General features: G+C 63.3%; 24 protein-coding genes, 2 tRNA genes and 1 pseudogene. 12 read left to right on the top strand and 15 right to left on the bottom strand.

Going from position 1 to position 22922, the window contains the following annotated elements; all coding sequences use genetic code 11:
* Positions 1 to 44: 44 nt before the first annotated feature.
* Positions 45 to 121 (bottom strand) — tRNA-Arg (locus NKH13_RS06285).
* Between the two features lie 50 nt (positions 122 to 171).
* Positions 172 to 477: an ETC complex I subunit gene (locus NKH13_RS06290; protein WP_023677641.1), complete on the bottom strand. Its 306-nt coding sequence runs from the start codon at positions 475 to 477 to the stop codon at positions 172 to 174.
* A gap of 160 nt (positions 478 to 637) precedes the next feature.
* Between NKH13_RS06290 and NKH13_RS06295 the strand changes: the two genes are divergently transcribed.
* Positions 638 to 714: transfer RNA gene (locus tag NKH13_RS06295), tRNA-Pro, on the top strand.
* A gap of 123 nt (positions 715 to 837) precedes the next feature.
* On the opposite strand, the gene NKH13_RS06300 is transcribed toward NKH13_RS06295, so the two are convergent.
* The gene (locus NKH13_RS06300) at positions 838 to 1665 is read right to left on the bottom strand and encodes an alpha/beta fold hydrolase (RefSeq protein WP_352911363.1); all 828 of its coding nucleotides are present in this window, start codon (positions 1663 to 1665) and stop codon (positions 838 to 840) included.
* A gap of 129 nt (positions 1666 to 1794) precedes the next feature.
* Between NKH13_RS06300 and NKH13_RS06305 the strand changes: the two genes are divergently transcribed.
* Positions 1795 to 2823 (top strand): GlxA family transcriptional regulator, encoded by a 1029-nt coding sequence (locus NKH13_RS06305; protein ID WP_352911366.1) that lies wholly within the window; start codon positions 1795 to 1797, stop codon positions 2821 to 2823.
* Positions 2824 to 3210: 387 nt separating this feature from the next.
* Here the strand turns inward: NKH13_RS06305 and hdaA are convergent, their stop codons facing one another.
* Genes hdaA through NKH13_RS06320 form a run of 3 tightly spaced genes read right to left on the bottom strand, consistent with a single transcriptional unit; the run spans position 3211 to position 5688 of the window.
* On the bottom strand, positions 3211 to 3912 hold the full coding sequence (gene hdaA / locus NKH13_RS06310) for a DnaA regulatory inactivator HdaA (RefSeq protein ID WP_254820322.1): 702 nt from the start codon (positions 3910 to 3912) through the stop codon (positions 3211 to 3213).
* A 5-nt stretch (positions 3913 to 3917) separates the two neighbouring features.
* Entirely contained in the window at positions 3918 to 5159 is a 1242-nt protein-coding gene (locus tag NKH13_RS06315; protein WP_352911368.1) for an AI-2E family transporter, read from the bottom strand.
* Positions 5131 to 5688, bottom strand: coding sequence for a CDP-alcohol phosphatidyltransferase family protein (locus NKH13_RS06320; protein WP_352911370.1), 558 nt, complete (start codon positions 5686 to 5688; stop codon positions 5131 to 5133). Before NKH13_RS06320 ends, NKH13_RS06315 begins: the two co-directional genes overlap by 29 nt.
* A gap of 123 nt (positions 5689 to 5811) precedes the next feature.
* Between NKH13_RS06320 and NKH13_RS06325 the strand changes: the two genes are divergently transcribed.
* Positions 5812 to 6522 carry a hypothetical protein gene (locus NKH13_RS06325; RefSeq protein WP_352911372.1) on the top strand — a complete coding sequence of 237 codons (711 nt, stop codon included), beginning with the start codon at positions 5812 to 5814 and terminating at the stop codon, positions 6520 to 6522.
* Between the two features lie 83 nt (positions 6523 to 6605).
* Here NKH13_RS06325 and NKH13_RS06330 read toward each other — a convergent pair whose 3' ends face one another.
* Positions 6606 to 7112 (bottom strand): hypothetical protein, encoded by a 507-nt coding sequence (locus tag NKH13_RS06330; RefSeq protein WP_352911374.1) that lies wholly within the window; start codon positions 7110 to 7112, stop codon positions 6606 to 6608.
* Between the two features lie 65 nt (positions 7113 to 7177).
* Between NKH13_RS06330 and purM the strand changes: the two genes are divergently transcribed.
* The 6 genes from purM to NKH13_RS06360 all read left to right on the top strand — a co-directional run bounded on the left by purM (position 7178) and on the right by NKH13_RS06360 (position 10699).
* Entirely contained in the window at positions 7178 to 8242 is a 1065-nt protein-coding gene (gene purM / locus NKH13_RS06335) for a phosphoribosylformylglycinamidine cyclo-ligase (protein WP_352717616.1), read from the top strand.
* Complete coding sequence (purN, locus tag NKH13_RS06340) at positions 8239 to 8946, top strand: phosphoribosylglycinamide formyltransferase (RefSeq protein ID WP_352911376.1); 708 nt, start codon at positions 8239 to 8241, stop codon at positions 8944 to 8946. Before purM ends, purN begins: the two co-directional genes overlap by 4 nt.
* A 166-nt stretch (positions 8947 to 9112) precedes the next feature.
* A complete protein-coding gene (locus tag NKH13_RS06345) occupies positions 9113 to 9814 on the top strand; it encodes a class I SAM-dependent methyltransferase (protein ID WP_352911379.1) in 702 nt (233 codons plus the stop codon).
* A 48-nt stretch (positions 9815 to 9862) separates the two neighbouring features.
* On the top strand, positions 9863 to 10066 hold the full coding sequence (locus NKH13_RS06350) for a hypothetical protein (RefSeq protein WP_352911381.1): 204 nt from the start codon (positions 9863 to 9865) through the stop codon (positions 10064 to 10066).
* Between the two features lie 11 nt (positions 10067 to 10077).
* Entirely contained in the window at positions 10078 to 10179 is a 102-nt protein-coding gene (locus tag NKH13_RS06355) for a hypothetical protein (protein WP_352911382.1), read from the top strand.
* A gap of 4 nt (positions 10180 to 10183) precedes the next feature.
* Positions 10184 to 10699, top strand: a complete 516-nt coding sequence (locus tag NKH13_RS06360) for a SixA phosphatase family protein (protein WP_352911385.1) — start codon at positions 10184 to 10186, stop codon at positions 10697 to 10699.
* A 114-nt stretch (positions 10700 to 10813) separates the two neighbouring features.
* Here the strand turns inward: NKH13_RS06360 and NKH13_RS06365 are convergent, their stop codons facing one another.
* From NKH13_RS06365 to NKH13_RS06400, 8 genes and pseudogenes are all read right to left on the bottom strand, one after another.
* Positions 10814 to 11086, bottom strand: coding sequence for a DUF680 domain-containing protein (locus NKH13_RS06365; protein ID WP_352911386.1), 273 nt, complete (start codon positions 11084 to 11086; stop codon positions 10814 to 10816).
* A 270-nt stretch (positions 11087 to 11356) separates the two neighbouring features.
* Positions 11357 to 11589, bottom strand: a pseudogene (locus tag NKH13_RS06370) (DUF680 domain-containing protein).
* A 378-nt stretch (positions 11590 to 11967) separates the two neighbouring features.
* Positions 11968 to 14190: a cation:proton antiporter domain-containing protein gene (locus tag NKH13_RS06375; RefSeq protein WP_502914280.1), complete on the bottom strand. Its 2223-nt coding sequence runs from the start codon at positions 14188 to 14190 to the stop codon at positions 11968 to 11970.
* Between the two features lie 185 nt (positions 14191 to 14375).
* Entirely contained in the window at positions 14376 to 15074 is a 699-nt protein-coding gene (locus tag NKH13_RS06380; protein ID WP_352911389.1) for a DUF2270 domain-containing protein, read from the bottom strand.
* A gap of 56 nt (positions 15075 to 15130) precedes the next feature.
* Positions 15131 to 17239 (bottom strand): molybdopterin-containing oxidoreductase family protein, encoded by a 2109-nt coding sequence (locus NKH13_RS06385; RefSeq protein ID WP_352911392.1) that lies wholly within the window; start codon positions 17237 to 17239, stop codon positions 15131 to 15133.
* A gap of 42 nt (positions 17240 to 17281) precedes the next feature.
* Entirely contained in the window at positions 17282 to 17476 is a 195-nt protein-coding gene (locus NKH13_RS06390; RefSeq protein ID WP_352911394.1) for a hypothetical protein, read from the bottom strand.
* 4 nt (positions 17477 to 17480) lie between these two features.
* Positions 17481 to 19358 carry an ABC-F family ATP-binding cassette domain-containing protein gene (locus NKH13_RS06395; RefSeq protein ID WP_352911397.1) on the bottom strand — a complete coding sequence of 626 codons (1878 nt, stop codon included), beginning with the start codon at positions 19356 to 19358 and terminating at the stop codon, positions 17481 to 17483.
* Between the two features lie 437 nt (positions 19359 to 19795).
* On the bottom strand, positions 19796 to 19975 hold the full coding sequence (locus tag NKH13_RS06400; RefSeq protein WP_254820275.1) for a hypothetical protein: 180 nt from the start codon (positions 19973 to 19975) through the stop codon (positions 19796 to 19798).
* Positions 19976 to 20107: 132 nt separating this feature from the next.
* On the opposite strand from NKH13_RS06400, the gene NKH13_RS06405 reads away from it, so the two are divergent.
* From NKH13_RS06405 to NKH13_RS06415, 3 genes are all read left to right on the top strand, one after another.
* Complete coding sequence (locus tag NKH13_RS06405) at positions 20108 to 20281, top strand: hypothetical protein (protein ID WP_023677660.1); 174 nt, start codon at positions 20108 to 20110, stop codon at positions 20279 to 20281.
* A 93-nt stretch (positions 20282 to 20374) separates the two neighbouring features.
* Entirely contained in the window at positions 20375 to 22456 is a 2082-nt protein-coding gene (locus tag NKH13_RS06410) for an ATP-dependent helicase (protein ID WP_352911400.1), read from the top strand.
* Positions 22457 to 22619: 163 nt separating this feature from the next.
* Positions 22620 to 22922, top strand: coding sequence for a DUF982 domain-containing protein (locus NKH13_RS06415; protein WP_352911403.1), 303 nt, complete (start codon positions 22620 to 22622; stop codon positions 22920 to 22922).

Below are 22922 nucleotides of genomic sequence, written 5' to 3' on the forward strand. Positions count from 1 at the left end.
GTGCGACTGGCGAGTGAACGTGTCCGGAATGGACCTAAAAATATTGGCGATCCCGACAGGATTCGAACCTGTGACCATCGGCTTAGAAGGCCGGTGCTCTATCCAGCTGAGCTACGGGACCGCTGGCCGGCCGCATGACCGGCGGATTGTGCCGGCAGGGCCGGTATGGGATCAATGCGTCCAGGGCGTCCTGCGGTCATAGCGGAAATTCTCCGCATAGGAAATCTGGCGGCGCTTGATTTCCTTCGGCTCCTCGACGCGGAAAGCCAGCCCTTCCTTCTCGGCATAGGCGACCGCCTCTTCTCTTGTGTCGAAGGTCAGCCTGATCTGGCTTCGCATGTCGCCGGACGTGGTGTAGCCCATCAGCGGATCGATCTTCTTGCGCTGCTCCGGATCGAATTCCAGCACCCAATAGCCGGTCTTGGCCTTGCCGGACTGCATCGCGGTTTTGGCTGGGCTGAAAATGCGGGCTGACATGACCACCTCATTGCTGGTTGCAAGCACACGACCCCGACACCAGATTACTGTTCTCTGGCCATGCACTAGCCCGTCATTACTGCGCAATGCCGCCGGCAGCAAGGCCGATGGCTTTTTACGCTTGCTTTGGTGGGCCGAAATCACTAGGCAACAGACCGTTCGGAGTGTAGCGCAGCCTGGTAGCGCATCTGGTTTGGGACCAGAGGGTCGGGAGTTCGAATCTCTCCACTCCGACCATTCATCAAGCGAATCTCGTCGGCAGCGCAAGCGGATCACGCTCGAGCGTGTCTCCGTCGTCGGTCATGCTTAAGCGACGGACGGACAGCACGAGCCCGCGCTGCCCGTCCGACATGCAAGCCGTCAGCCCTGGATGAAGGCCAGCAGATCCGGATTGATGATCTCCGGGTGGGTGGTGCACATGCCGTGCGGTAGGCCCTTGTAGACCTTGAGCGTGCCGTGCTTCACCAGCTTGGCCGCAAGCAGCGCGGAATCGGCGATCGGCACGATCTGGTCGTCGTCGCCATGCATGATCAGGACCGGAACCTCGATCTTTTTGAGGTCGTCGGTGAAATCGGTCTCCGAGAATGCCTTGATGCAGTCGTAATGGGCCTTGGCTCCGCCCATCATGCCCTGGCGCCACCAATTGTCGACGGCGCCTTGCGAAACCTTGGCGCCGTCGCGGTTGAAGCCATAGAACGGGCCGGCCGGCACATCCCTGTAGAACTGGGCGCGATTGGCGGCCAGAGCGGCGCGAAAGCCGTCGAAGACCTCGATCGGAAGACCGCCGGGATTGCTGTCGGACTTGACCATGATCGGCGGCACGGCGCCGATCAGCACCGCCTTGGCAACACGCCCCCCGCCGCCATAAAGCGCGACGTAACGCGCCACCTCGCCGCCACCGGTCGAGTGGCCGATGTGGATCGCATCCCTGAGATCGAGATGCGCGGCCAGCGCCGCCACGTCAGCAGCATAGGTGTCCATATCGTTGCCGGTCGCGGTCTGCGACGAGCGGCCGTGGCCGCGGCGGTCATGGGCAATGACGCGGTAGCCCTTTTCGAGGAAGAACAGCATCTGGTTGTCCCAATCGTCGCCGCTGAGCGGCCAGCCGTGATGGAAGACGATCGGCTGGCCCTTGCCCCAATCCTTGTAGAAAATCTCGGTGCCGTCATGGGTGGTGAATGTGCTCATCGTTCTACTCCTTGATGGAAAGTTGGGGGGTAACACGGAAGCTTTTAGCCCCTTCAGCTGGACAAATTATAACAGCGTGGTCAGGGTGAGCATTGGCAAAACGGACATTCAACGTGGCAAAACTGACAAATGACGGCTGCGCGTGATCTGATCGAAATCGGCCTTGTCTTGTATCCCGGCGTGCAGGAAGCAGCCGTGCTCGGCCTGACCGATCTTTTCATGCTGGCAAACCGGCTGGCTGTCGAGCGGTCGCCGGACGCGCTGAGGCTTCGCGTCAGCCATTGGCAGTGGCAGGAGGCGAGCCAAACGGTCATCCGCACCTTCGACAGCGGGTCCGGTGCTCGCCATGGACCTGCCATGGTCATCTTGCCTCCGACCCTAGGTGATCCGATTCCGCGCGAGGCGGCAGCACCCTATGCCGGCTGGCTCAGGGACCGTCATGCCGCAGGCGCGACGCTCGGCTCGGTCTGCGCCGGCGCCTTCGTGCTTGCCGAGACCGGCCTGTTGTCCGGTCGCGCGGCGACAACGCACTGGGCCTATCGCGACGCGCTGGCGCTACGCTTTCCAGACATCCTGCTCGACGCCGACAGGCTGGTCATCGACGATGGCGACATCATCACCGCGGGCGGCTACATGGCCTGGACCGACCTCGGGCTGAAGCTGGTGGACAGGGTGCTCGGGTCGGCCGTCATGATGGACACGGCGCGTTTCATGCTGGTCGACCCGCCGGGCCGCGAGCAACGTTTTTACAGCCCGTTTGCGCCGCGGCTGACCCATGACGACGAAGCGATCCTCAAGGTGCAGCATTGGCTTCAGGCGAACGGCGCGCGCGACGTGACGCTCGGCGCCATGGCCGAGCATGCCGGGCTGGAGGAGCGGACTTTCCTGCGCAGGTTCCGCAATGCCACTGGCCTCAGGCCGACGGAATATTGCCAGCACCTGCGAGTCGGCAAGGCGCGCGAGATGCTGGAAACCACGATACGGTCGATCGACCAGATCGCCTGGGAGGTCGGCTATGACGATCCCGGCTCCTTCCGCAAAGTATTCGCCAGGATAACCGGGCTGGTGCCCGGCGATTATCGCCGGCGCTTCGGCGCGGAACGAGCGGTGGTTGCAGGCGGCGATCGGGCTGAAGCGATAGCGAGGCTAGAGCAATGACCGATCGACCAAGCACGACCTGCGATGAGTGCGGCAGTACATACTTCGCCGACAGCAGTGCAATGGCCAGTGCCGAATGCGCATCTTGGCTCTATGGATATCCAAACTGCCAGCATCATTTCGAAAACGGCCGATGCACGGTCTGCGGGTGGGACGGCTCTCAATCAAAATACGTCGCCGACCTCGCTTCCAGGCGAGACCGATAGCGATCGGGATTGCCGCATGACGGCAAGCTCGCCGGGCGAGAACCCCAACCACCCATCTCCCGGCGAGCCCACTAACCTGATTTGATACGCAATCAGGACCGGGATTAGCCGGCAAGCTCTTTGCTGCAAGACAGATGCCAGCCTTTTTTCTCGAAATGGGACAGTGGCGGAACTGGAATCGTCAAATCTCGAACTCGCCCTGCCCTTCGTCCATGGCGCTGACCGTCTCGGCTGCCAGGGCGCGGGTGATCGGCGTCTTGCGCTCGAGCGCGGTGCGGTCGAGCCGTTCGACCACCCGCATGGCGGTGGCCAGCGAGCGTTCGATGCGGCGCACCAGATATTGCACGACATGCGGCTCGACCTCGACCTGGCGGTCGGCGAACAGCTTTGTGATGACGCCGGCCAGCAGAAGATCGTCGGGTTCGTGGATCTCGACGGTCGCCGCCGCCTTGAGCCGCGACGCCAGGTCGGGCAGCCTGACACCCCAGGCGGATGGAAAGCGCCGCGCCGTCAACAGCAAGGTCGAGCCGGCGCCGCGCACCGCGTTGATCAGGTGGAACAGACCGTGCTCGTCGACCGGGCCGGCGTCGACATCGTCGATCAGGGCCGGATGCGCGCCGAGATTTTCGATGCAGTCGCCGATGCGGCCTGCCTCCACTTTCACCGCGTCGGCGCGGGTCCGCCAGATCGAGGCCAGATGGGTTTTCCCCGAGCCGGCCGGCCCGGCCAGCACAACGACCGGCGACGGCCAGTCCGGCCAGCGGTCGACAAGCGCCGCCGCCTGGCTGTTGGTGCTGGAGACGACGAGCTCGTCGCGCGAATAGCCGGTGCCGTGGCCTAGATCGAGCGGCAATTGACGCGGCGGATCGATCTTGTCCGGCATCTGGCTCAACCGCGCGCGCCCCCGCGGCGGCGCACCTGCAGCGGCGGCACCGGCTCGTCGGCATGGCCCTTGTAGAGCGGCGATTCGAGATAGCGCGCGATGGCGAAGCGCACCAGAACGGCAACGGCGGCGGAAGCCGGTACGGCAATCAGCAGGCCGACGAAGCCGAACAGCGCGCCGAAGGCAAACAGCGCAAACATCAGCCACACCGGATGCAGGCCGACGCTTTTGCCGACTAGCCTGGGCTGCAGGATGTTGCCCTCGATGAACTGGCCGACGAAGAACACGCCGGCCACTGCCGCGACCATGGTCCAGTCCGGCCAGAACTGGACGAAGGCGACGCCGACGGCCAGCACCAGGCCCGTCAGCGAGCCGACATAGGGGATGAAGGAGATCAGCCCGGCGAACAGGCCGATGAGGATGCCGAAATTCAGTCCCGTCAGCGTCAGCCCGGTGGCATACATGGCGCCGAGCACCAGGCACAGCGTGCCCTGGCCGCGCACGAAGCCGGCGGTCGCCGTGTTGATGTCCCTGGCGATCGTCCTGACGGTCTTGACATAGTCGCGCGGCACCCAGCTGTCGACGATTGTCACCATGCGGTCCCAGTCGAGCAGCATGTAGAAGGCGACGACCGGCGTCACCACGAACAGGCTGATGACCGAGACCAGCGCCACGCCGGAGCTCCAGATCGAGGTGAAGACAGTGGTCAGGAGGCCGAAGCCGGAGGTCAGCAGCGAGTTCAAGCCTTCGCGCAGGCCGTTGGCGTCGACGCCAAATTTCTCTTCCAGCCATTTCGGGTCGAAGCTGGTGATCAGGCCTTGCAGCCGAGTCAGATAGTCCGGCAGCTTACTGGCGAAATCAGCCATCTGCGAGGCGAGCACCGGAACCAGGATGACGACGGCCAGCACCAGGACGACGATGAAGGCGATGAGGATGACCACCGTCGCCATCAGCCTGGACAGGCCGAGACGCTCCAGCCGGTCGGCGACGGGATCGAGGAAATAGGCGAGCACCATGCCAGCGACGAAGGGTAGAAGGATGCCGCTGAAGACATAGAGGAAGACGGCGAGGATGATGGCGCTGACCAGCCAGAAGCGGATCTGGCGGCGAAACGACGCCGATGCCGCAGCCTCCGCTGCCGCGGCTTCGGCCTCGGCGTCGATGGACCGTTCGTCAGGTGCCCGGTGTTCAGGTGCCCCGTGTTCAGGTGCCCCGCGTTCAGGTGCCGGGTGTGGAGCCTTCGCCATAGCCGCTCATATGCCTCAGCCAAGCCACGAGATAGGCCGCGGCCGAAGCCACGGTCAAGACCCCGGACAGCAATATGAGGGCCGGCCTCAGCGGATCGAGACTGATGTCAAAGGCGAGTTCGCCAAGCACCACCGCCGCCAGCACGATCTGGATCGCAGTATTGGCCTTCGACACCAGGAGCGGCTTCATCTCGACGGGATGCGCCATGACGGTGGACAAAAGCACGGCGCAGACGATCAGCGCGTCGCGCGACACCATGGTGATGACCAGCCACAGCGGCAGTTCGCCGCTGAAGCCCATGACCACGAAGACCGAGACGAGCAGCAGCTTGTCGGCCATCGGGTCGAGATAGGCGCCGAGCCTGGAAAACTGATTGAAATGGCGGGCAATGAAGCCGTCGACGCCATCTGAAATGCCGGCAATGAGGAAGCCGGCAAAGGCCCAGTCCCAGCGTTCCTGCAGCATGGCCAGCACCACGGCCGGCACCAGCACGAAGCGCATGATCGTGATCATGTTGGGGATGGTCAAACGCATATCCCGTCGCACTTGTTTGTCGATACATGATCGAGATGGAGGGTTACGGCAAGTGAGAAGCGACAAAAGTTGGGCCGTGCACGGGTTTGTCGAGAGCGCACTGGCAGCGAAGCTGTTTTGGAACAAGCGGCGCAGTGGCTGGACTCTTCGGCAACCATCAAGGGCACCATGGCGCAACAAAGAGGGAGTGAAACCTTGTCTTTGGCCGTTGGCGAAGCGCGTAAGTATCTCGATACGTTCATGACGGGACATGGCTTTCGCCGCATCCGGAAAGGCGTCTTCGAAGTCGACCGGAGCGACGATATCAGCCTAATTCTCGAAGAGGCCTTTACTGCGAGCTATGGCGATGTTCATGTGAACATGCTCGTTTACCTGGACTTTCTTACCGTCAGGCCGTTGCTTGAAAGGCTGTACGGCAAAAAACGGATCTGGCCCGGACTGTCGCAGTTTCATCCTGAAACGATATTTAACAATGAGCTGAAAGCTTATGCTCGTTACTTCGAGCACCTTGACCAGACGAGCATAGATAGGTTGCTGGGGAAATATGTCGAGCTGGCGCGACGGATCAGGGCTCAGAACCCGGACCTCGCCAGTTACGTCGCCGGACATAGCGAGTTGCTCGACAAACCTTACGAATTCACACAGCCCTTCGCAGTTCGGATCCTCGCGCTGATTGCCTGCGAAATCGAACTTGGGCACTACGAGCGGGTGAAGCAGGCTGTGCACTGGATTCGAACGAACAATAGCGGAATAGCGCTGAGCGGCTACGCCAAGGCACAACTCGACCGCGTCGACATGGTTCTGGCGGAACGAGAGGGGCGTCCGTAAGGGCGGCAGCTTGGGCGACTGTCCACTCTTTTGTCGAGCCAAGACCGTCTGATCCCGCCGTCATCCTTGCGAGGTGCGGCCGTTCATGCGAAGAGCCCGGGAAAGCAATAGCTTATTTTCCCAACTGCCGAACGACGATGGCGCAGAGAATCACAATCGCTTGGCGAGTCACGCTTTGCTATCTGGCCGGACTGACAGAAAGTCTGCTGGCTTTCGCATCTTTCGGAACCCCGCACCGCAACATAGCGACGCAAGATCTTCTGTGGGCCTTCGCTCTTGAGCTGGCCGTGGGCGTGGTCGTCTCTTGGCCCCTTTGGCTGACGGCTGCGGTCGTGGCGTTCTTGTTCGCGAGGTCGGTCGTTGCAAACCCCGGTCTGTGGGCTGCCGCGGCGGCTTTGGTCGCCGCCGGCTTCTCGTATGGAATTCTGCCCTTCGACGGCGAAATCAGGTCTCTTGCCACCGTCGGTGGCCTCGCCGCAATTCTGGCGGGGATTTCTTTTTACTGTTGGAGTATATCGCGCCCGGTTCCGCCGGTATCCAACTAAAAACACCATCATCGCGCGCTTGCCTTGCGGGGCAAAACCGTTCATGCGAAGAGCCCGCAAGCGAATGAAACCAGCGACAGGCAAGCGCAACAGATGAGCAGGCGCCGGAAATGAGCAAGCGCAAGAACGGGCTCACCTATGCCGAAGCGGGCGTCGACATCGATGCCGGCAATCTCATGGTCGAGAAGATCAAGCCGCTGGTGCGCGCCACCCGCCGGCCGGGCGCCGATGGCGAAATCGGCGGCTTCGGCGGCGTGTTCGATCTCAAGGCAGCCGGCTTTACCGATCCCGTGCTGGTCGCCGCCAATGACGGCGTCGGCACCAAGCTGAAGATCGCCATCGATGCCGGCAAGCACGACACGATCGGCATCGATCTCGTCGCCATGTGCGTCAACGACATCGTCGTACAAGGCGCCGAGCCGCTGTTCTTCCTCGACTATTTCGCCACCGGCAAGCTCGATCCCGACCAGGGTGCTTCGATCGTCGGCGGTATCGCTGCCGGCTGCCGGCAGGCCGGCTGCGCGCTGATCGGTGGCGAGACGGCGGAAATGCCCGGCATGTATCACGACAAGGATTACGACCTTGCCGGCTTTGCCGTCGGCGCCGCCGAACGCGGCCAGCTGCTGCCGACCGACGACATCGTCGAGGGCGATGTGCTGCTCGGCCTTGCCTCGTCGGGCCTGCATTCGAACGGCTTTTCGCTGGTCCGCCGCATCGTCGCGGTAAGCGGCCTTGGCTGGGGCGATCCGGCGCCGTTCAATGACGAGGCGACGCTGGCCGAGGCGCTGCTCGAGCCGACGCGCATCTACGTCAAGTCGATCCTCAAGGCGATCCGCAACACGCATGGCATCAAGGCGCTGGCCCATATCACTGGCGGCGGCTTTCCCGAAAACATCCCGCGCGTTCTGCCCAAGGATTTTTCGGCCGAGCTCGATCTCGGCGCCATCGAGGTGCCGCCGGTGTTTTCGTGGCTGGCCAAGACCGGCGGCGTCGCGCCGGAAGAGATGATGCGCACCTTCAATTGCGGTATCGGCATGATCCTGGTCGTCGCCTCGGGCCAGGCGGCTCAGGTCGCTGCCGTGCTACAGGAAGCCGGCGAGACGGTGACGCCGATCGGCCAGATCGTGCCGCGCCGCGATGCCGGCGTCATCTATCGGGGCTCGATCGGCCTATGAGCAAGAAACGGACGGTCGTACTGATCTCTGGGCGCGGCTCCAACATGACGGCGCTGATTGCGGCGGCGAGCAACCCGGCCTATCCGGCCGAGATCGTCGGCGTCATCTCCGATCGCGCCAATGCCGCCGGTCTCGGCATCGCCGCGGCTCGCGGCATCGCCACCAGGGTGATTTCGCGCTCGGACCATGCCAGCAAGGAAGCGCATGACGGGGCGATCGACGCGGCCCTTGTCTCTTTCGGCGCCGAGATCATCGCGCTGGCCGGCTATATGCGCATCCTCGGCGCGCGTTTCGTCGAGAAATGGCAGGGCCGCATGATCAATATCCACCCTGCCCTGCTGCCTGCCTTCAAGGGGCTGGATACGCACGCGCGAGCCATCCGCGCGGGCATGCGCATCCATGGCTGCACGGTGCATTTCGTCACGCTCGACATGGATGATGGGCCGATCATCGCCCAGGCCGCCGTGCCGGTGATGGTCGGCGACAATGAGGATACGCTGGCCGCGCGCGTGCTCAAGGCCGAGCACCAGCTCTATCCGCTGGCGCTGGGGCTGGTCGCCGAAGGCAAGGCGCGGATGGAAGGCGGCCGCACGGTGTTTTCGCGCTTCGCCGACGATGCCGACAACGCCACGTCGGTGGTGATCGCGCCCGACCCGCTGCGCGAAGAGACCGATCTCGAGCACCTGGCGCGGATCACGCCGTGATTGCTTTTTAATCGGCTGGGTCGTGAGCCCCACAAATTAGCCGTGCGGTGGGCTGCGAGAGTCTGCTGTCTCGACCCAGATTTTTCGGCAGCGCAGCGCAAGGATGCGATGTGCCAAAGGCAGACGCCAGTGATATTGATTTCGGGTACAACGAGGTATGACGTCCGTGCCCGAAACGACAGACTATGACACCATCGCAGGGCGTTACTCGGCGATGATCGATGACCGGCCCTGGAATGCTCTCTACGAGCGCCCGACGACCTTGCAGCTCCTGCCATCGGTCGACAATATCGATGTTCTTGACGCCGGTTGCGGTCACGGCTGGTACGCCGATTGGCTGACGTGCCACGGTGCTCGCGTGGTCGCTGTAGACCGCAGCGCCGCAATGGTTGCTCTCGCGCAGAAGCGCGTCGCAGGTCGCGCCCGCGTGATCAAGGGCGACGTGAGCAATCTGCGAGGTACCCTCGGCGACGAGACTTTTGACCTCGTGCTATCTTCGCTCGTCCTCCACTACCTGGCGGACCTACCAGCCGTCTTTTCTGAATATGCGCGGCTGCTTCGACCAACTGGCACGCTGGTATTTTCGACGCATCACCCAGTTCACGATCACGTCAGCATTCTCGATCCTGGATATTTGAATGCCGAACTGATCGAGGAGGAATGGGGATGGCTCGGCGAGAAAATGCTCTACTATCGAAGGCCGCTGCGCGATCTGACTGATCCTCTTGCGGATGCCGGATTTGTCATTGAGCGGATGTGCGAGCCGACGCCAAGTGAGGAACTGAGGCTGAAGGACCCAAAGGGACATGATCGACTTTGCCGCCTCCCGGCGTTCATTTTCGTGCGCGCCCGGAAGGGCAGCTCATAGATGACGTGATGTCGCCGACAACGCAGGTAAATCAAAGGAGACAGCTTGATGGTCACCGTCGAAAAAGTCAGCGAGGTGCTACCCGAATGGGGGCTTGACCAGCCCTTGCGCATAGCCGAAGCGGAGCGACTACGGAAAGCCTGGACAGATGGGCTGGAAAGCGGTCCGTTCGCGCGGTTCGACATCGGGGAGATAATACAGAAAGCTCGCGGCCGGTTCGGCAACGCCACCAACAACCAGCGGAATGGCTGACATCCAGATCGTTGACGATCGACAATTATCTCGTGCTTTATCGGCTGGCCGAACAGCGCGTCGAGACCGTCCGCGTCGTGCATGGCGCACGCGACGTTTCGGCCTTATTTTGAATCCATGAAGCAACTGCTGCTCCTGCGTCACGCCAAGTCGAGTTGGGACGATCCCGATCTCATCGACTTCGACCGGCCGCTGTCCGGGCGCGGGCTGAAGGCAGCGCCGCTGGTCGGCCGCGAACTGGCCCGGCGCGGCTGGCTGCCGGAGCTGGCGCTGGTATCGCCGGCGCTGCGCACCCGCGACACTTGGCGGCTGGTCTCGGCGGAATTGCCGGCGAAGGTGCAGGCCAAATTTGCCCAGGCGCTCTACGAGGCAGCGGCGGCGGACATCCTCGCCAAGGTTCGGCAAGTAAAGGCGGGGACCGGAACGCTGCTGGTGCTTGGCCACAATCCCGGGTTGGAGGAGTTCGCGCGCGGTCTTGCCGGGGCTGGATCGGATGAAGCGGCGCTGAAGAAGCTGGCGGAAAAATTCCCCACCGCGGCCCTGGCTCGGTTCGATGTCGATGGCGATTGGGCCGGTCTCAGCTTCGGCGGCGCCCGGCTGACGCACTGCATTTGGCCGAAGGATCTGCGTTAGGGATTTACCAACAGGCCGGGGGAAGGATCGCCGATCCTTTCGACCGACCGAGCTTCGCACAAACAAGAGCGGCGGGCCAGGCCCGCCGCTCTTTGTGCTCCGGAGTTTGAGGACCTATCGGCCCCAGTTGCCCCGGCCAGATTGGGGCACTACGGGTTGATCCGTGCCGAAGCGGGTCGTCGCCTCGGTGTCGACGGCGTTGTGCTCAGCCGTCAGCGGCTTGCGGATGGAACCGGTTAACCCGCCGTCGATATTGCCGACAGGCGCATTGCCAACAGGCGCGGCCGGCTGGTTGACGCCGTCCGAACCAAAATGATCGCTGCCGGCTAAGGCGCTGCCCGTGGCGATGAGGACGATGGTGGCGACGGTAAGAGCAATCTTGGTCATTTCAGGTACTCCAGTGTACTGGTCATTCGTGAGTTGTCGTTGCTTTCAACGCATTCGAGATGAGAGCGCTGTCCGCGCCGACGAATACGCACCCGGCCTTTTCCGACGTGCACGTTGCTGGACGATTTCAGCAACCGAGATTGTGGCTACAGATGAAACCTGCAAATCAAAGTATGGCGTAGGATACGACCCGGCGCGCACGCCCGTTGATAGGCGAAAGCAAGAGTAGCGGGCCAAGCCCGCCGCTCTTGTGTTCCAGGGCTGTGATAATCAGCGGCCCCAGATGCCTTGGCCGGATTCAGGCGCCACCGACTCGGAGGTCGTCTTGGCCCCGGTATGCTCGGAAGCGACCGGCTTGCGGATCGAACCGGTCAAGGTGTTGTCGACGTTGGGAGCAGGAGCGGCCGGCTGGTTGACTTGTCCGAGCCATAATGGTCGCTGCCGGCAAAAGCGGTGCCGGTGGCAACAAGGATGGCCGCGGCGGTAAGAGCGATCTTGGTCATTTCAGGTACTCCGGTATTTCTTCGTTCTGTCCGTCACGTGGCGTGCCTTGGGAGGAATTCGCGTCGCTCGGACCACCCCGAGATGGGTCGGCAAGCCTGTCGTTTCCAATCACGAAAATTTTGTACGGGTGCGCCAAATTGGCCGCTTGAAATTCGACATGCGGCTCCTTTAGCCACAATGTTATTCTTTCTTTTCAATTGGTTATGCGGTCATTGGTGATTTGCGGCGCTAACATTCTGTGAGCCGGCGTTCACCGCTTCCCGTACGCTCCGTCAACAGAACCGAACCGTTCGGTTCGAGTTCGTTTACGTTTGGCTGATCAGCGCTTTCAGAGCCTCGATCGACATGCCTGCCGACGGATCAATAGGCAATGAAAATCACGCTGCCAGTTCAGCGCCAGCGGTTTCATGCTTGGGCCGCGCGCTGGCCAGAAGCACGACGGGGCAGTTGCAGGCGGCTAAAACAGCGCCGGCGGTTTCGCCGAAGAACAGGTCCTCACCCGGACGTTGGGTAACGCCCATCACGACGATCGCCGCGCCTTTGGCCGCCTCCCGGGCGATCGCCTTGTCGGGTGTGACGCGGGTATGGAACGCTGTGTCGACATGCAGGCCGTAGCGGCCCGCCAGATCGGCGATGTCTTTCAGCACGGCCTCTTCGCGGCTATGCGACACGGATGTCGACCTGCGGCCCTTGGCTGCCCTTTGCGAGACGTAGAGAACCTTGATCCGCGCCCGGTTTGGACGGGCCAGCGCCAGTGCCAAGTCGGCGGCGCGACGCGCCACCTGGGTTCCGTTGACGGGGACGAGAATGCTGGTGCCGGCCTTCAGCGTCGGTATCTTTTCGGCAGCATTGCCGCCGTTCAGGACCAGGCAAAGCGGGCCGTCAAATCCTGCGGCAATGTCGTTGAGGGCCGGTGCAAAGGCGCCATCGGCGGTCAGCACATCGTCAAGGCCGACCAGCAACAGGCCGTATCCCTTGCGGGCCTCTTCGGCGATCGTCTTACCCGTGGCTTCCAATTCGGTGCGGGCCGTCAGGTGGACTTTATCGACAAGCGTATCATCGATCCGTTTCACCGCCTGGGCGCTTTTTCTTGCACCCTTCTTGATTTCCTGCAGGGCGCGCTCCTGTCCCTTGCTATCGGTTGGCCTGTCAATTCGGCCGTCTTTCGGCTGAAGCAAGGTGGTGGGCAGGCGAAGCAAGGTGGTGGGCATGCCGCTGCCTCCGCCGACTAGTCCGGCGAGATAGGCAGTGAACTTGCCGATCCTGCTGTCGTCGACCAGCACCAGCAGCCGCTCCAGCCTGGAAATGAAGCCGTATTCGTCCAACGCCTCGCGCTCGACACGCTGCTGCTCGTCGTGCCCAACCGGCAGCCGGCCGAGCGCCCAGCGCAGCATCGGAGGCATGGCCAAGGTGGTGATCACGGCCATGGTGACGATCATGGTGAAGAGATTGTGCGACAGGATGTTCATCGACAGGCCGATGCTGGCGACGATCACCTCGGTCGAGCCGCGCGCGTTCATTGCACTGCCGACGGCGATTGCTTCCTTGAACGACATGGCGGCGAATTTGGCGCCGATGAATGCGCCGCCAAACTTGCCGATGCTGGCGATGACCACGAGTGCGCCCGTCAGCATGGCAAGCGTCGGATCGGCGAGCACGGTGAGATCGGCGGAAAGCCCCGCCATGCCGAAGAAGATCGGCATGAACAGCGCGGTGATGACGCCGCGAAGCTGGCCTTCGATATGGCTGGAGAGGATAGGCGATTCCCCGACAAGGATGCCGGCGACGAACGCCCCCAGCACGGTATGGACGCCTATCAGATTGGTGATCAGCGCCATCGCTCCCATGATGATGAGGATCATGGTGATCACCGCAAACTCGCTGCGGAATTGATCGTTGGTCCAGCGGATCAGGGTGAAGACAAGACGGCGGCCAATGGTGAAGGAGAACACCATGAACAGTGCCACCGCGGCGATGGTGGTCACCAGCGGCGCGAACTGCAGCCTGCCGTTGGTGGCGATACCGAAGGTTACGGCGATGACCAGCCAGCCGATCGTGTCCTCGATGATCGCCGAGGAAATAATCACCTGTCCGAGGTTGCGGCGCATGAAGTTCATTTCGCGCACCACCATGGCGACGACCTTGACCGACGAGATCGACAGCGCGGTGCCCAGGAACAGCCCGGCGACGGTGCGTTGCGTGGGGTCAGCCAGCAATGCGTCCGGCAGGAACTGCGCCAGCGCGAAACCGCAGATGAAGGGCACCACGACGCCGGTAGCCGAAATGGAAAAACAGGCCGCGCCAACCCGGCGCACAAGCCGCAGGTCCGTCTCCATGCCGGTCAGCAAAAGCAGCATCAGGATGCCGAGCTGCGAGACCGCGTCGATCATGCCCTTTTGCGCGGGATCGCTGGGAAAGATCAGGTGCTGAGCCGACGGCCACAGCCAGCCGAACAGCGAAGGACCAAGCAGGATGCCGCCGATCAGTTGGCCCATGATTGCCGGCTGGCCATAGCGCTGCAGCACTTCGCCCAGGCCGCGCCCGACAAGCAGCAGAAGCACGATCTCGGCGACGAAAGCGCCCTCGCCCGAACCGCCCATGCCGGAGGCCTTGGACCCGGCAACAAGCGTCTCCGCCGCCCAGGCCGCGCCTGCGGGGACGAAAGCGCAAACCAGCAGCGCCAGGCTGGAACGTGTCGGAGCCTGCCAAGCCATGAAACCCCCATCGCCCAATGCACGTGTCCAACAACGCGCGACAGCGCGTTGCGTTGCCAGACAGGGCGTTGCTAGACGTGGACGTCACCGAAGGAGAGTTCGCCGTCGTCGCTCTCCGTCAGGAAGGCTGCCACCAATAGGCCGGCATAGAGGACGGCGACCAGCACGACGATGACCGCGCCCGGAACTGGGCCTAAGGCAGCACTGGTGACGGCCTCACGCATCGACCCAACGAAACCGATGCGGACGCCTTCGTTTAAGAGGCTGGGGGTCGACAGTTTGAGGATCCAGGCCAGCAGCAGGATCAGCAGCATGTAGATGTAATTGCGACGCAGGCGGCGCGCCAAAGCCACTCGTTGCGAAATCAGGAATTTTGGTGCGCGCAGGCTCTCGCCGACGATCAACAGCCAATCGGACGCGAAATCCGGCCGCGGCGAGAATACCTGCGCGAAATAGTGCCGTTCGAACTGGCGCACGCGAGCCCGATAGAAGTCGAAGAAGCGGTATCGCCGCGCCTCTATCCACAGCAGCAGCAGAACAAGCAGCATGGCAAACAGCAGCACGCCGTGGTGAGCGCTGGCTGTCGAAAGCGAGACAGACAGCATCGCCGCGACAACCGTTATCGCCCAGTTGCTCGTCCGGTCCAGGCGGTCGCGCCACCCAGCCATGCGCGCAATCTCGGCGCGATGAAAGTGGGACATCGTGGTTACGAGTTCGCCGGACGACAGTGTCCTTCCGATGGGATCCGGCGCCGCCAACGCTTCTGCCATGACCATGCCTCCACCCGCCACGCGAAAACGGCCGGATGGAGATATCGTTCCGACGCTCAATCCGCCGGGCGCAGCCAGACCTTGTTGTCGTGGAAGGCGGCGCCGCCATAGGGCGCCGGCGCATCGGCGCCGGTCAGCACGTTGATGCCCTCGCCGCGCTCATGGGCGCTGTTCGGCCAGATGCCTTCGGCGACGACCACGCCGCGCCTGATGCCGTCAAACAATCTTACGTGCAGCACCACCTCGCCACGCTGGTTGCCGACTTCGACACGGCCGCCGTCAGCAACGCCGAGTGCCGCCGCATCATCGGGATGCAAGAGCAGCTCCGGCCGGCGCTCTTTTGCCTGCGACACCGGCGTTTCGGCAAAGGTCGAATTGAGGAAATTGCGCGCCGGCGAGGTAGTCAGCCGGAACGGGTGCGCCTCGTCCGCCACCTCGATCAGGTCGACATGATCGGGGAATTCCGGCAGGCGCGCCACCGGCCCGAACAGGCCCATGGTTTTCGGTGGCCGATTGGGCGACGCCTGGCCCGTCCAGTCGGCGCGAAAATGGAATTTCTTGTCGGCATGGCCGAAGCCGTCCAGGAAGTGCGCGGCCGCGAAATTCGGCTGCAAATCGACCCATTTCTGCTCTTTCAGGCTCGAAAAGCTGCCCAGCCCGCGTTTGCCGAGAATGACATCGATATGCTGCTGCTCGGTCATGCCGAAGCCCGGGCGATCGGCGACACCGAGCCTTTTGCCGAGCTCCTCGATGACGAAATGATTGGTGCGCGGTCCTTCCGGCGGGTCGATCAGCTTCGGCCCGAGCGTGATGTGCTGGTTGCCGCCGCCCTTGTAGACGTCGTCATGCTCGAGAAACATCGTCGCCGGCAGCACCACATCGGCGAGTTTGGCGGTGTCGGTCATGAACTGCTCGTGCACGCAGGAAAACAGATCGCCGCGCAGAAAACCTTGCTTCACCAGCCGCTGCTCCGGCGCGACATTGACCGGATTGGTGTTCTGGATCAGCAGCGCCGTCACCGGCGGGCCGCCATAGAGCGCATCCTCAGCCCCGGTCAGCACCGGGCCGATGCGCGAATGATCGAGATGACGGATCGCGGGGTCGCGCATCCGCGTGCCTTCGAGCAGTTCCTGGTTGAGCTTGAAGATGCCCGAATTGGTATGGAAGGCGCCGCCGCCCTCATATTGCCAGCAGCCGGTGACCGCCGCGATCGAGGCCGCGGCATGCATGTTGACCGAACCGTTGCGCTGCCGGGAAAAACCGTAGCCGAGGCGGAAATAAGTCTTCTTCGTCGTGCCGACGAGACGGGCGAAGGCCTCGATTTCGTCGACGGAAAGCCCGGTGATGTCAGCGGCCCATTGTGGCGTCCGCGTCTTAAGATGCGCTTCCAGACCGTGCGGATCGTCGGTGTATTTTTCCAGATAGGCGCGGTCGGCCATGCCGTCACGGAACAGCACGTGCATCACCGCGCAGGCCAGCGCGCCGTCGGTGCCGGGCTTCAGCACCAAGCCGAGATCGGCCTGCTTCATTGTCGCATTTTCGTAGACGTCGATGACGACGATCTTGGCGCCGCGTTCCTTGCGCGCCTTGATTGCGTGTGTCATGACGTTGACCTGCGTGACCACGGCATTGGTACCCCAGATCACCACGCAGTCGGACTTCGCCATTTCGCGCGGATCGGGGCCGCGCAGCGCGCCGGCGCCCATCATCCAGCCGGTCCAGGCCAGATTGGTGCAGATCGAACCGAAGAAGCCGGAGTATTTTTTGGCGTGCCTGAGCCGCTCGATGCCGTCGCGCTGCACCAGCCCCATCGTGCCGGCATAGTAATAGGGCCAGACCGTCTCCGAGCCGTATTTCGCCTCCGCCGCAATGAACTTTTCGGCGACGAGGTCGAGTGCGGCCTCCCAGCTCGCTTCCTTCCATACGCCCTCGCCCTTGGCGCCGGCGCGGACCAGCGGCTTCAGCAAACGGTCGGGATGATGGATGCGGTCGGCATAGCGGGCGACCTTGGCGCAGACAACGCCGGCCGTATAGCTGTTGGCCTTGGCGCCATGGACCCGGCCGATGCGCCTGGCGTCGAGCAATTCGACCTCGAGCGCGCAGGTCGACGGGCAATCATGCGGACAGGCCGAATGGCCGATTTTGAGCTTGGCGTGCTGATTCATGGGAGCAAACTAGCCGGTTGTGATAGCGGCGTGTAGGGCCAGTTACCCGCCATCAATGCTCTTGAGCAAGGCGTTGTAGGCGCCGCATTTCGGGCAATGTATGTGGCGCTCGACATGCGATGATCCGGCTGCGTCGATGACCAGCAGATTGCCGTCTCCACACTCAGGGCATTTTACGACAGCTTCGGAATTGACAACCAAAACCTTGGCAGCTTCGATCCAGAGTTTTGTCGACATCGTCCTACTCCGCCGTGCCTTCCTCGTACTCCGCCGACATCGACAGCCATTTTTCCTCGTGGCCGGCCAGCTGTTGCGCAAGTTGTGAGCGCTCCTTGGCCAGCCTTGTCGCGGTTGAGGGGTCCTTTTCGTAGACGGCCGGGTTGGCGAGTTCATCCTCGATCAGGTCGATGCGCTTACGGAGGCGGTCCATCAGCGCTTCGGTGGCGCGGATTTCCTTGGCCAGCGGCTCGAAGGCAGCGCGGCGCGCGGCTGCATCGCGGCGGCGGTCGGCTTTCGAGGCTTTGTCCGCCTCGCGCTTGCCGCGGCGGTCGCCGGAGACGCCGGTGACCAGCGTCTTGTAATCTTCGAGGTCGCCGTCATACGGATTGACCGCGCCGTCCTTGACCAGCCACAGCCGGTCGGCGGTCGCTTCGAGCAGATGGCGGTCGTGCGAGATCAGCATGACGGCACCAGGAAAATCGTTCAGCGCATGGATCAGCGATTCACGGCTGTCGATGTCGAGATGGTTGGTCGGCTCGTCGAGGATGAACAGGTTCGGCCCCTCGAAGGCCGACAGGCCCATCAGGAGCCGGGCCTTCTCGCCGCCGGACAGATCCTTGGCGGCCGTGTTCATCTTTTCGGTGGTCAGGCCGAACTGGGCGACGCGGCCGCGCACCTTGGATTCCGGCGCGTCCGGCATCAGCCGGCGGACGTGCTCATAAGCGTTTTCGTCGGGCCTGAGGTCGTCGAGCTGGTGCTGGGCGAAGATTGCCGCCTTCAGCCCGGGCGCCACCGTCATGCTGCCGGTCTCCGGTTTCAGCCGGCCGGCCAAAAGCTTGGCGAAGGTCGACTTGCCGTTGCCATTGGCGCCGAGCAGCGCGATGCGATCGTCGGCATCGATGCGCAGCGTCATCTTTTTCAGGATCGGCTCGCCCTCGGTATAGCCGACATTGACGTTGTTCAGCGCAATGATCGGCGAGGCAACCGTCTTCACCGGCTCCGGAAAGGAGAACGGCCGAACCGTGTCGTTCACGATCGCGGCGATCGGCTTCATCTTCTCCAGCGCCTTGATGCGCGACTGCGCCTGCCTCGCCTTCGACGCCTTGGCGCGGAAGCGCTCGACGAAGGATTCCATGTGCTTGCGCGCGGCCTCCTGCTTGACGCGGCCCTTCTCCTGCAATTCGCGCTGCTCGGTATATTGGCGCTCGAACTGGTCGTAGCCGCCGCGCCAGAAGGTCAGCTTCTTCTGGTCGAGATGGACGATCGAGTTGACGGCGCGGTTGAGCAGGTCGCGATCGTGCGAAATCAAGAGCACGGTATGCGGGTATTTCGATACGTAGTTTTCCAGCCACAGCGTGCCTTCGAGGTCGAGATAATTGGTCGGCTCGTCGAGCAGCAGCAGATCGGGCTCGGCAAACAACACGGCGGCCAGCGCGACGCGCATGCGCCAGCCGCCGGAGAAGGACGAGGCCGGGCGCCGCTGCGCGGCATCGTCGAAGCCGAGGCCGGCGAGAATGGTCGCCGCGCGTGACTCGGCCGAGTGCGCATCGATATCGGCCAGCCGCATGTGGATGTCGGCGATGCGGTGCGGATCGGCCGCCGTCTTTTCCTCTTCGAGCAGTGCACTCCGCTCAAGATCGGCCTTGAGCACGATCTCGATCAGCGGCTCCTCGGTGCCCGGCGCTTCCTGCGCGACCTGGCCGATGCGCGTGTTTTTGGGCAGGCTGATCGAGCCGGTCTCGGAGGCGAGATCGCCGGTGATTGCCTTGAACAAGGTCGTCTTGCCGGTGCCGTTGCGACCGACAAGGCCAGCCTTGCTGCCGGCCGGCAAGGTCAGCGAGGCATGGTCGAGAAGCAGGCGTCCGGCCATGCGGAGCGAAAGGTCGTTGATGATCAGCATGGCCGCGCTTTTGCACGGGACAACCATGCTTCGCAAGGGCTGGAGCCCCGGTTCGCCGCATAAGGCGCGAAAACCGGCAAGCAGGTAAGTCAATCCGCCTGGCGGCGACTCCCGCAAGACGCAAAAAGAACCCGCTATCCTGAGGGGGGACAAGGAGAGCGGGTTCTTTCGTGAACGGCGGCCTTGGGAGCGTCCGATCGACACCCAAACACGCAGCAGGCGGGTTTGTTCCATGTGTTGATGAACAAACGCTGGCGTGGCCGGCAGGTTTGTCCACAGGGGCGTGCCGTCTGTACGCTATCGACCATGACGCTGCGGAAAGACTCGGCTATCCTTGGATGTGCGGCGGGCCTGATCTCCGCCTGGCCGGCGCCATCAGCTTCCTCCCAAGCGGCGCCGGCCACCTCTTTGACCGGTGCCGATGCTATTTCAGGTGGTCATTGTTTCGGCGGCGTGCCGGGCTGATCGCCGCCGGTCGTCGACTTCGGCACCGGATTCTTGTCGACCTGCGGGTTCTGCTCGACCGTGTCGCCAGGGGCCTTGGTCGGCTGGATGTTGTTGTCGCAACCCGCAACCGTCAGAGCTGCCATAAGCAGCAGGATTGAGCGCTTTTTCATCGCAGTCTCCTCTCGCCCGACAACGAGGCGTCGGCGATTTGGTTGCGCGGCCGGTGTCGTTCCTGCATTCGCCAAGGGGCCTGGGAACAAAATGCCGCGTCTCCGGTTGCTCCACAATCAATGGAGGAAGGCATGATCCGTCTGCTCATCGCCGGGGCAATCGTCTATGTCGCCTATCGCGTCGCCAAGAAAGTGATCGACGAGGTACCCGACGATTTTGATCCGCTGCTGCTGCCGCCGCCACAGGACGATCGCGAGGCGCTGCGGCGGCAATCGGCAAGGATGGGCGTCGAGCCCGAGCGTTAGTCGACAGGTCCGCCCGCAAGGCTCCGTCGCTCACGAGCCCTATTGGTCTCCGCAAACCGTTGCGAACAAAGCAGAAACGATGCTTGATGGGCGATGAACCTCGCCGCCAGTGATTCGTCTTTCCAGCCGGCCTATCTGGCGAAGCTCAATGCCGAGCAGCGGCTTGCCGTCGAACATGGCGACGGCAAGATCGCCGGACCGTTGCTGGTCATTGCCGGCGCCGGCTCCGGCAAGACCAACACGCTGGCGCACCGGGTCGCCCATCTGATCGTCAGGGGTGCCGACCCCCGCCGCATCCTTTTGATGACATTTTCGCGCCGTGCCGCAGCGGAAATGGCCAAGCGGGTCGAGCGCATCGCCGGCGAGGTGCTGGGCCGCGATGCTTCTGTCATCACCGATGCGCTGAGTTGGGCCGGCACATTCCACGGCATCGGCGCCAGGCTGCTGCGCGATTATGCGCTGGAGATCGGTCTCGATCCGGCCTTCACCATCCACGACCGCGAGGATTCCGCCGACCTGATGAACCTCGCCCGCCACGAGCTTGGGTTTTCGAAGACCGAAGCCCGCTTCCCGACCAAGGGCACCTGCCTTGCGATCTATTCGCGTGCCGTCAATGCACAGGCGCCGCTCGGCGAGGTGCTGGGTTCGGTGTTCCCGTGGTGCGCCGGCTGGGCCGAGCAGCTGAAACAATTGTTCGCCCGATATGTCGAGGCCAAGCAGGCGCAGAACGTGCTCGATTACGACGACCTGCTGCTCTACTGGGCGCAGATGGCCGGCGAGCCGGAAATCGCCGCGCATCTGGGTGCACGTTTCGACCATGTGCTGGTGGATGAATACCAGGACACCAACCGGCTGCAGGCATCGATCCTGACGGCGCTGAAGCCCGACGGATCGGGGCTGACGGTGGTCGGCGACGACGCGCAGTCGATCTATTCGTTCCGCGCCGCGGAAGTGCGCAATATCCTGGATTTTCCCAAGCAGTTCGCGCAGCCGGCCGAGGTCGTCATGCTGGAGCGCAACTACCGCTCGACCGAGACGATCCTGGCGGCGGCCAACGCGGTGATCGGCGAAGCGTCGGAACGTTTCACCAAAAATCTCTGGTCCGAGCGCAAATCGGCGGAAAAGCCGAAGCTGGTGAGCGTGCGCGACGAGACCGAGCAGGCGAGCTATGTCTGCCAGGCGATACTCACCGAACGCGAGGCCGGCACCGTTCTCAAAGCGCAGGCCGTGCTGTTTCGCGCCTCGCACCATAGCGGCCCGCTGGAGATCGAGCTGACGCGCCGCAACATCCCCTTCGTCAAGTTCGGCGGGCTGAAATTTCTCGATGCGGCTCACGTCAAGGACGTGCTGGCCGTGCTGCGCTTTGCCGAGAACCCGCGCGACCGCGTCGCCGGCTTTCGCGTGCTGCAACTTCTGCCCGGCATCGGCCCTTCGGCGGCGAATGCGATCGTCGAGACCATGGCCACGTCGCTCGACGAGACGATGGGGCTTGCCCGCTACCGGCCGCCGCAGCGGGCCGCCGACGACTGGCCGGGCTTTGTCGCGCTCTATTGCGGCCTGCGCGCCGGCGCGCAAAAATGGCCGGCCGACATCGAGCAGGTCAGGCTCTGGTACGAGCCGTATCTGGAACGCATCCACGAGGATGCAACGACGCGCCGGGCCGATCTCCTGCAGCTCGAACAGATCGCTTCCGGCTATGCCTCGCGCGAGCGCTTCCTCACCGAGCTGACGCTCGATCCGCCGGACGCGACCAGCGACGAGGCCGGCCCGCCGCACCGCGACGAGGATTATCTGATCCTGTCGACCATCCATTCGGCCAAGGGCCAGGAGTGGAAGAGCGTCTTCGTGCTCAACACCGTCGACGGCTGCATCCCGATCGATCTCGGCGTCGGCAGCAAGGAGGACATCGACGAGGAGCGGCGGCTGCTCTACGTGGCGATGACGCGGGCCAAGGACAGCTTGCACCTGGTCATGCCGCATCGCTTTTTCGTCCACGGCCAGGCGGCGCGCGGCGACCGCCATGTCTATGCCTCGCGCACGCGCTTCATCCCGCGCTCGATCCTCGGCGCGTTCGAGCAGGTGGCTTGGGCCAGCGTCCAGGCCAGAGACGATCCGCGCCGCCAGCCGCAGGTGCGTGTCGATCTCGGCGCCCGCATGCGCGGCATGTGGAAATAGGCACCCGCCTCGCCGCTGGCGCTGCTCGCCCGGCGACCGCTCCCAGAGCCGGCGAAAAACAATCCCGGCAACATGGAACCTCGCGCCGTGATCCGCGTTTCTGCCCGACCCCCAGACCGGAGAACGGCGTCCGCCGTGACCTCCGCCCATTCGAGAGGCCAGAATGCACGACAGGACGTTTTCCACCCCGGGCGCCCTAACCGTTGGCGCCGGCTACAAGCGTACGATCGCTTCGTTCTCCGAGATGCACGAATTCCTGACCGAGTTCCCGCCTTCGCGCCGGCGGCTGAGCTATGGCGCCGCGGTAAAGGCCTGCGAGGCGGCACGTGCCGGCGAGATCTCGGCCGAAGCGGCACGCGACGCCCTGATCACCTTCGCCGTGACGGCAGGCATCCTCTGGCCGGCCGCGCAGCCGGCAGTCTCGGTCAAGCCGGTCGCCCGGGGCCTCGGCGGCTACGCCGCCTGA

It is taken from the genome of Mesorhizobium sp. M1348 (genome assembly GCF_040317925.1).
Classification (GTDB): Bacteria; Pseudomonadota; Alphaproteobacteria; order Rhizobiales; family Rhizobiaceae; genus Mesorhizobium.

What these genes read in the sequence shown, in the direction of transcription:
- NKH13_RS06290 (WP_023677641.1), bottom strand. Translation starts at nt 477, where the DNA reads ATGTCAGCCCGCATTTTCAGCCCAGCCAAAACCGCGATGCAGTCCGGC.
- NKH13_RS06300 (WP_352911363.1), bottom strand. Translation starts at nt 1,665, where the DNA reads ATGAGCACATTCACCACCCATGACGGCACCGAGATTTTCTACAAGGAT.
- NKH13_RS06305 (WP_352911366.1), top strand. Translation starts at nt 1,795, where the DNA reads ATGACGGCTGCGCGTGATCTGATCGAAATCGGCCTTGTCTTGTATCCC.
- hdaA (WP_254820322.1), bottom strand. Translation starts at nt 3,912, where the DNA reads ATGCCGGACAAGATCGATCCGCCGCGTCAATTGCCGCTCGATCTAGGC.
- NKH13_RS06315 (WP_352911368.1), bottom strand. Translation starts at nt 5,159, where the DNA reads ATGGCGAAGGCTCCACACCCGGCACCTGAACGCGGGGCACCTGAACAC.
- NKH13_RS06330 (WP_352911374.1), bottom strand. Translation starts at nt 7,112, where the DNA reads ATGAACGGTTTTGCCCCGCAAGGCAAGCGCGCGATGATGGTGTTTTTA.
- purM (WP_352717616.1), top strand. Translation starts at nt 7,178, where the DNA reads ATGAGCAAGCGCAAGAACGGGCTCACCTATGCCGAAGCGGGCGTCGAC.
- purN (WP_352911376.1), top strand. Translation starts at nt 8,239, where the DNA reads ATGAGCAAGAAACGGACGGTCGTACTGATCTCTGGGCGCGGCTCCAAC.
- NKH13_RS06350 (WP_352911381.1), top strand. Translation starts at nt 9,863, where the DNA reads ATGGTCACCGTCGAAAAAGTCAGCGAGGTGCTACCCGAATGGGGGCTT.
- NKH13_RS06360 (WP_352911385.1), top strand. Translation starts at nt 10,184, where the DNA reads ATGAAGCAACTGCTGCTCCTGCGTCACGCCAAGTCGAGTTGGGACGAT.
- NKH13_RS06365 (WP_352911386.1), bottom strand. Translation starts at nt 11,086, where the DNA reads ATGACCAAGATTGCTCTTACCGTCGCCACCATCGTCCTCATCGCCACG.
- NKH13_RS06375 (WP_502914280.1), bottom strand. Translation starts at nt 14,190, where the DNA reads ATGGGCGGTTCGGGCGAGGGCGCTTTCGTCGCCGAGATCGTGCTTCTG.
- NKH13_RS06380 (WP_352911389.1), bottom strand. Translation starts at nt 15,074, where the DNA reads ATGGCAGAAGCGTTGGCGGCGCCGGATCCCATCGGAAGGACACTGTCG.
- NKH13_RS06385 (WP_352911392.1), bottom strand. Translation starts at nt 17,239, where the DNA reads ATGAATCAGCACGCCAAGCTCAAAATCGGCCATTCGGCCTGTCCGCAT.
- NKH13_RS06390 (WP_352911394.1), bottom strand. Translation starts at nt 17,476, where the DNA reads ATGTCGACAAAACTCTGGATCGAAGCTGCCAAGGTTTTGGTTGTCAAT.
- NKH13_RS06395 (WP_352911397.1), bottom strand. Translation starts at nt 19,358, where the DNA reads ATGCTGATCATCAACGACCTTTCGCTCCGCATGGCCGGACGCCTGCTT.
- NKH13_RS06400 (WP_254820275.1), bottom strand. Translation starts at nt 19,975, where the DNA reads ATGAAAAAGCGCTCAATCCTGCTGCTTATGGCAGCTCTGACGGTTGCG.
- NKH13_RS06405 (WP_023677660.1), top strand. Translation starts at nt 20,108, where the DNA reads ATGATCCGTCTGCTCATCGCCGGGGCAATCGTCTATGTCGCCTATCGC.
- NKH13_RS06410 (WP_352911400.1), top strand. Translation starts at nt 20,375, where the DNA reads ATGAACCTCGCCGCCAGTGATTCGTCTTTCCAGCCGGCCTATCTGGCG.
- NKH13_RS06415 (WP_352911403.1), top strand. Translation starts at nt 22,620, where the DNA reads ATGCACGACAGGACGTTTTCCACCCCGGGCGCCCTAACCGTTGGCGCC.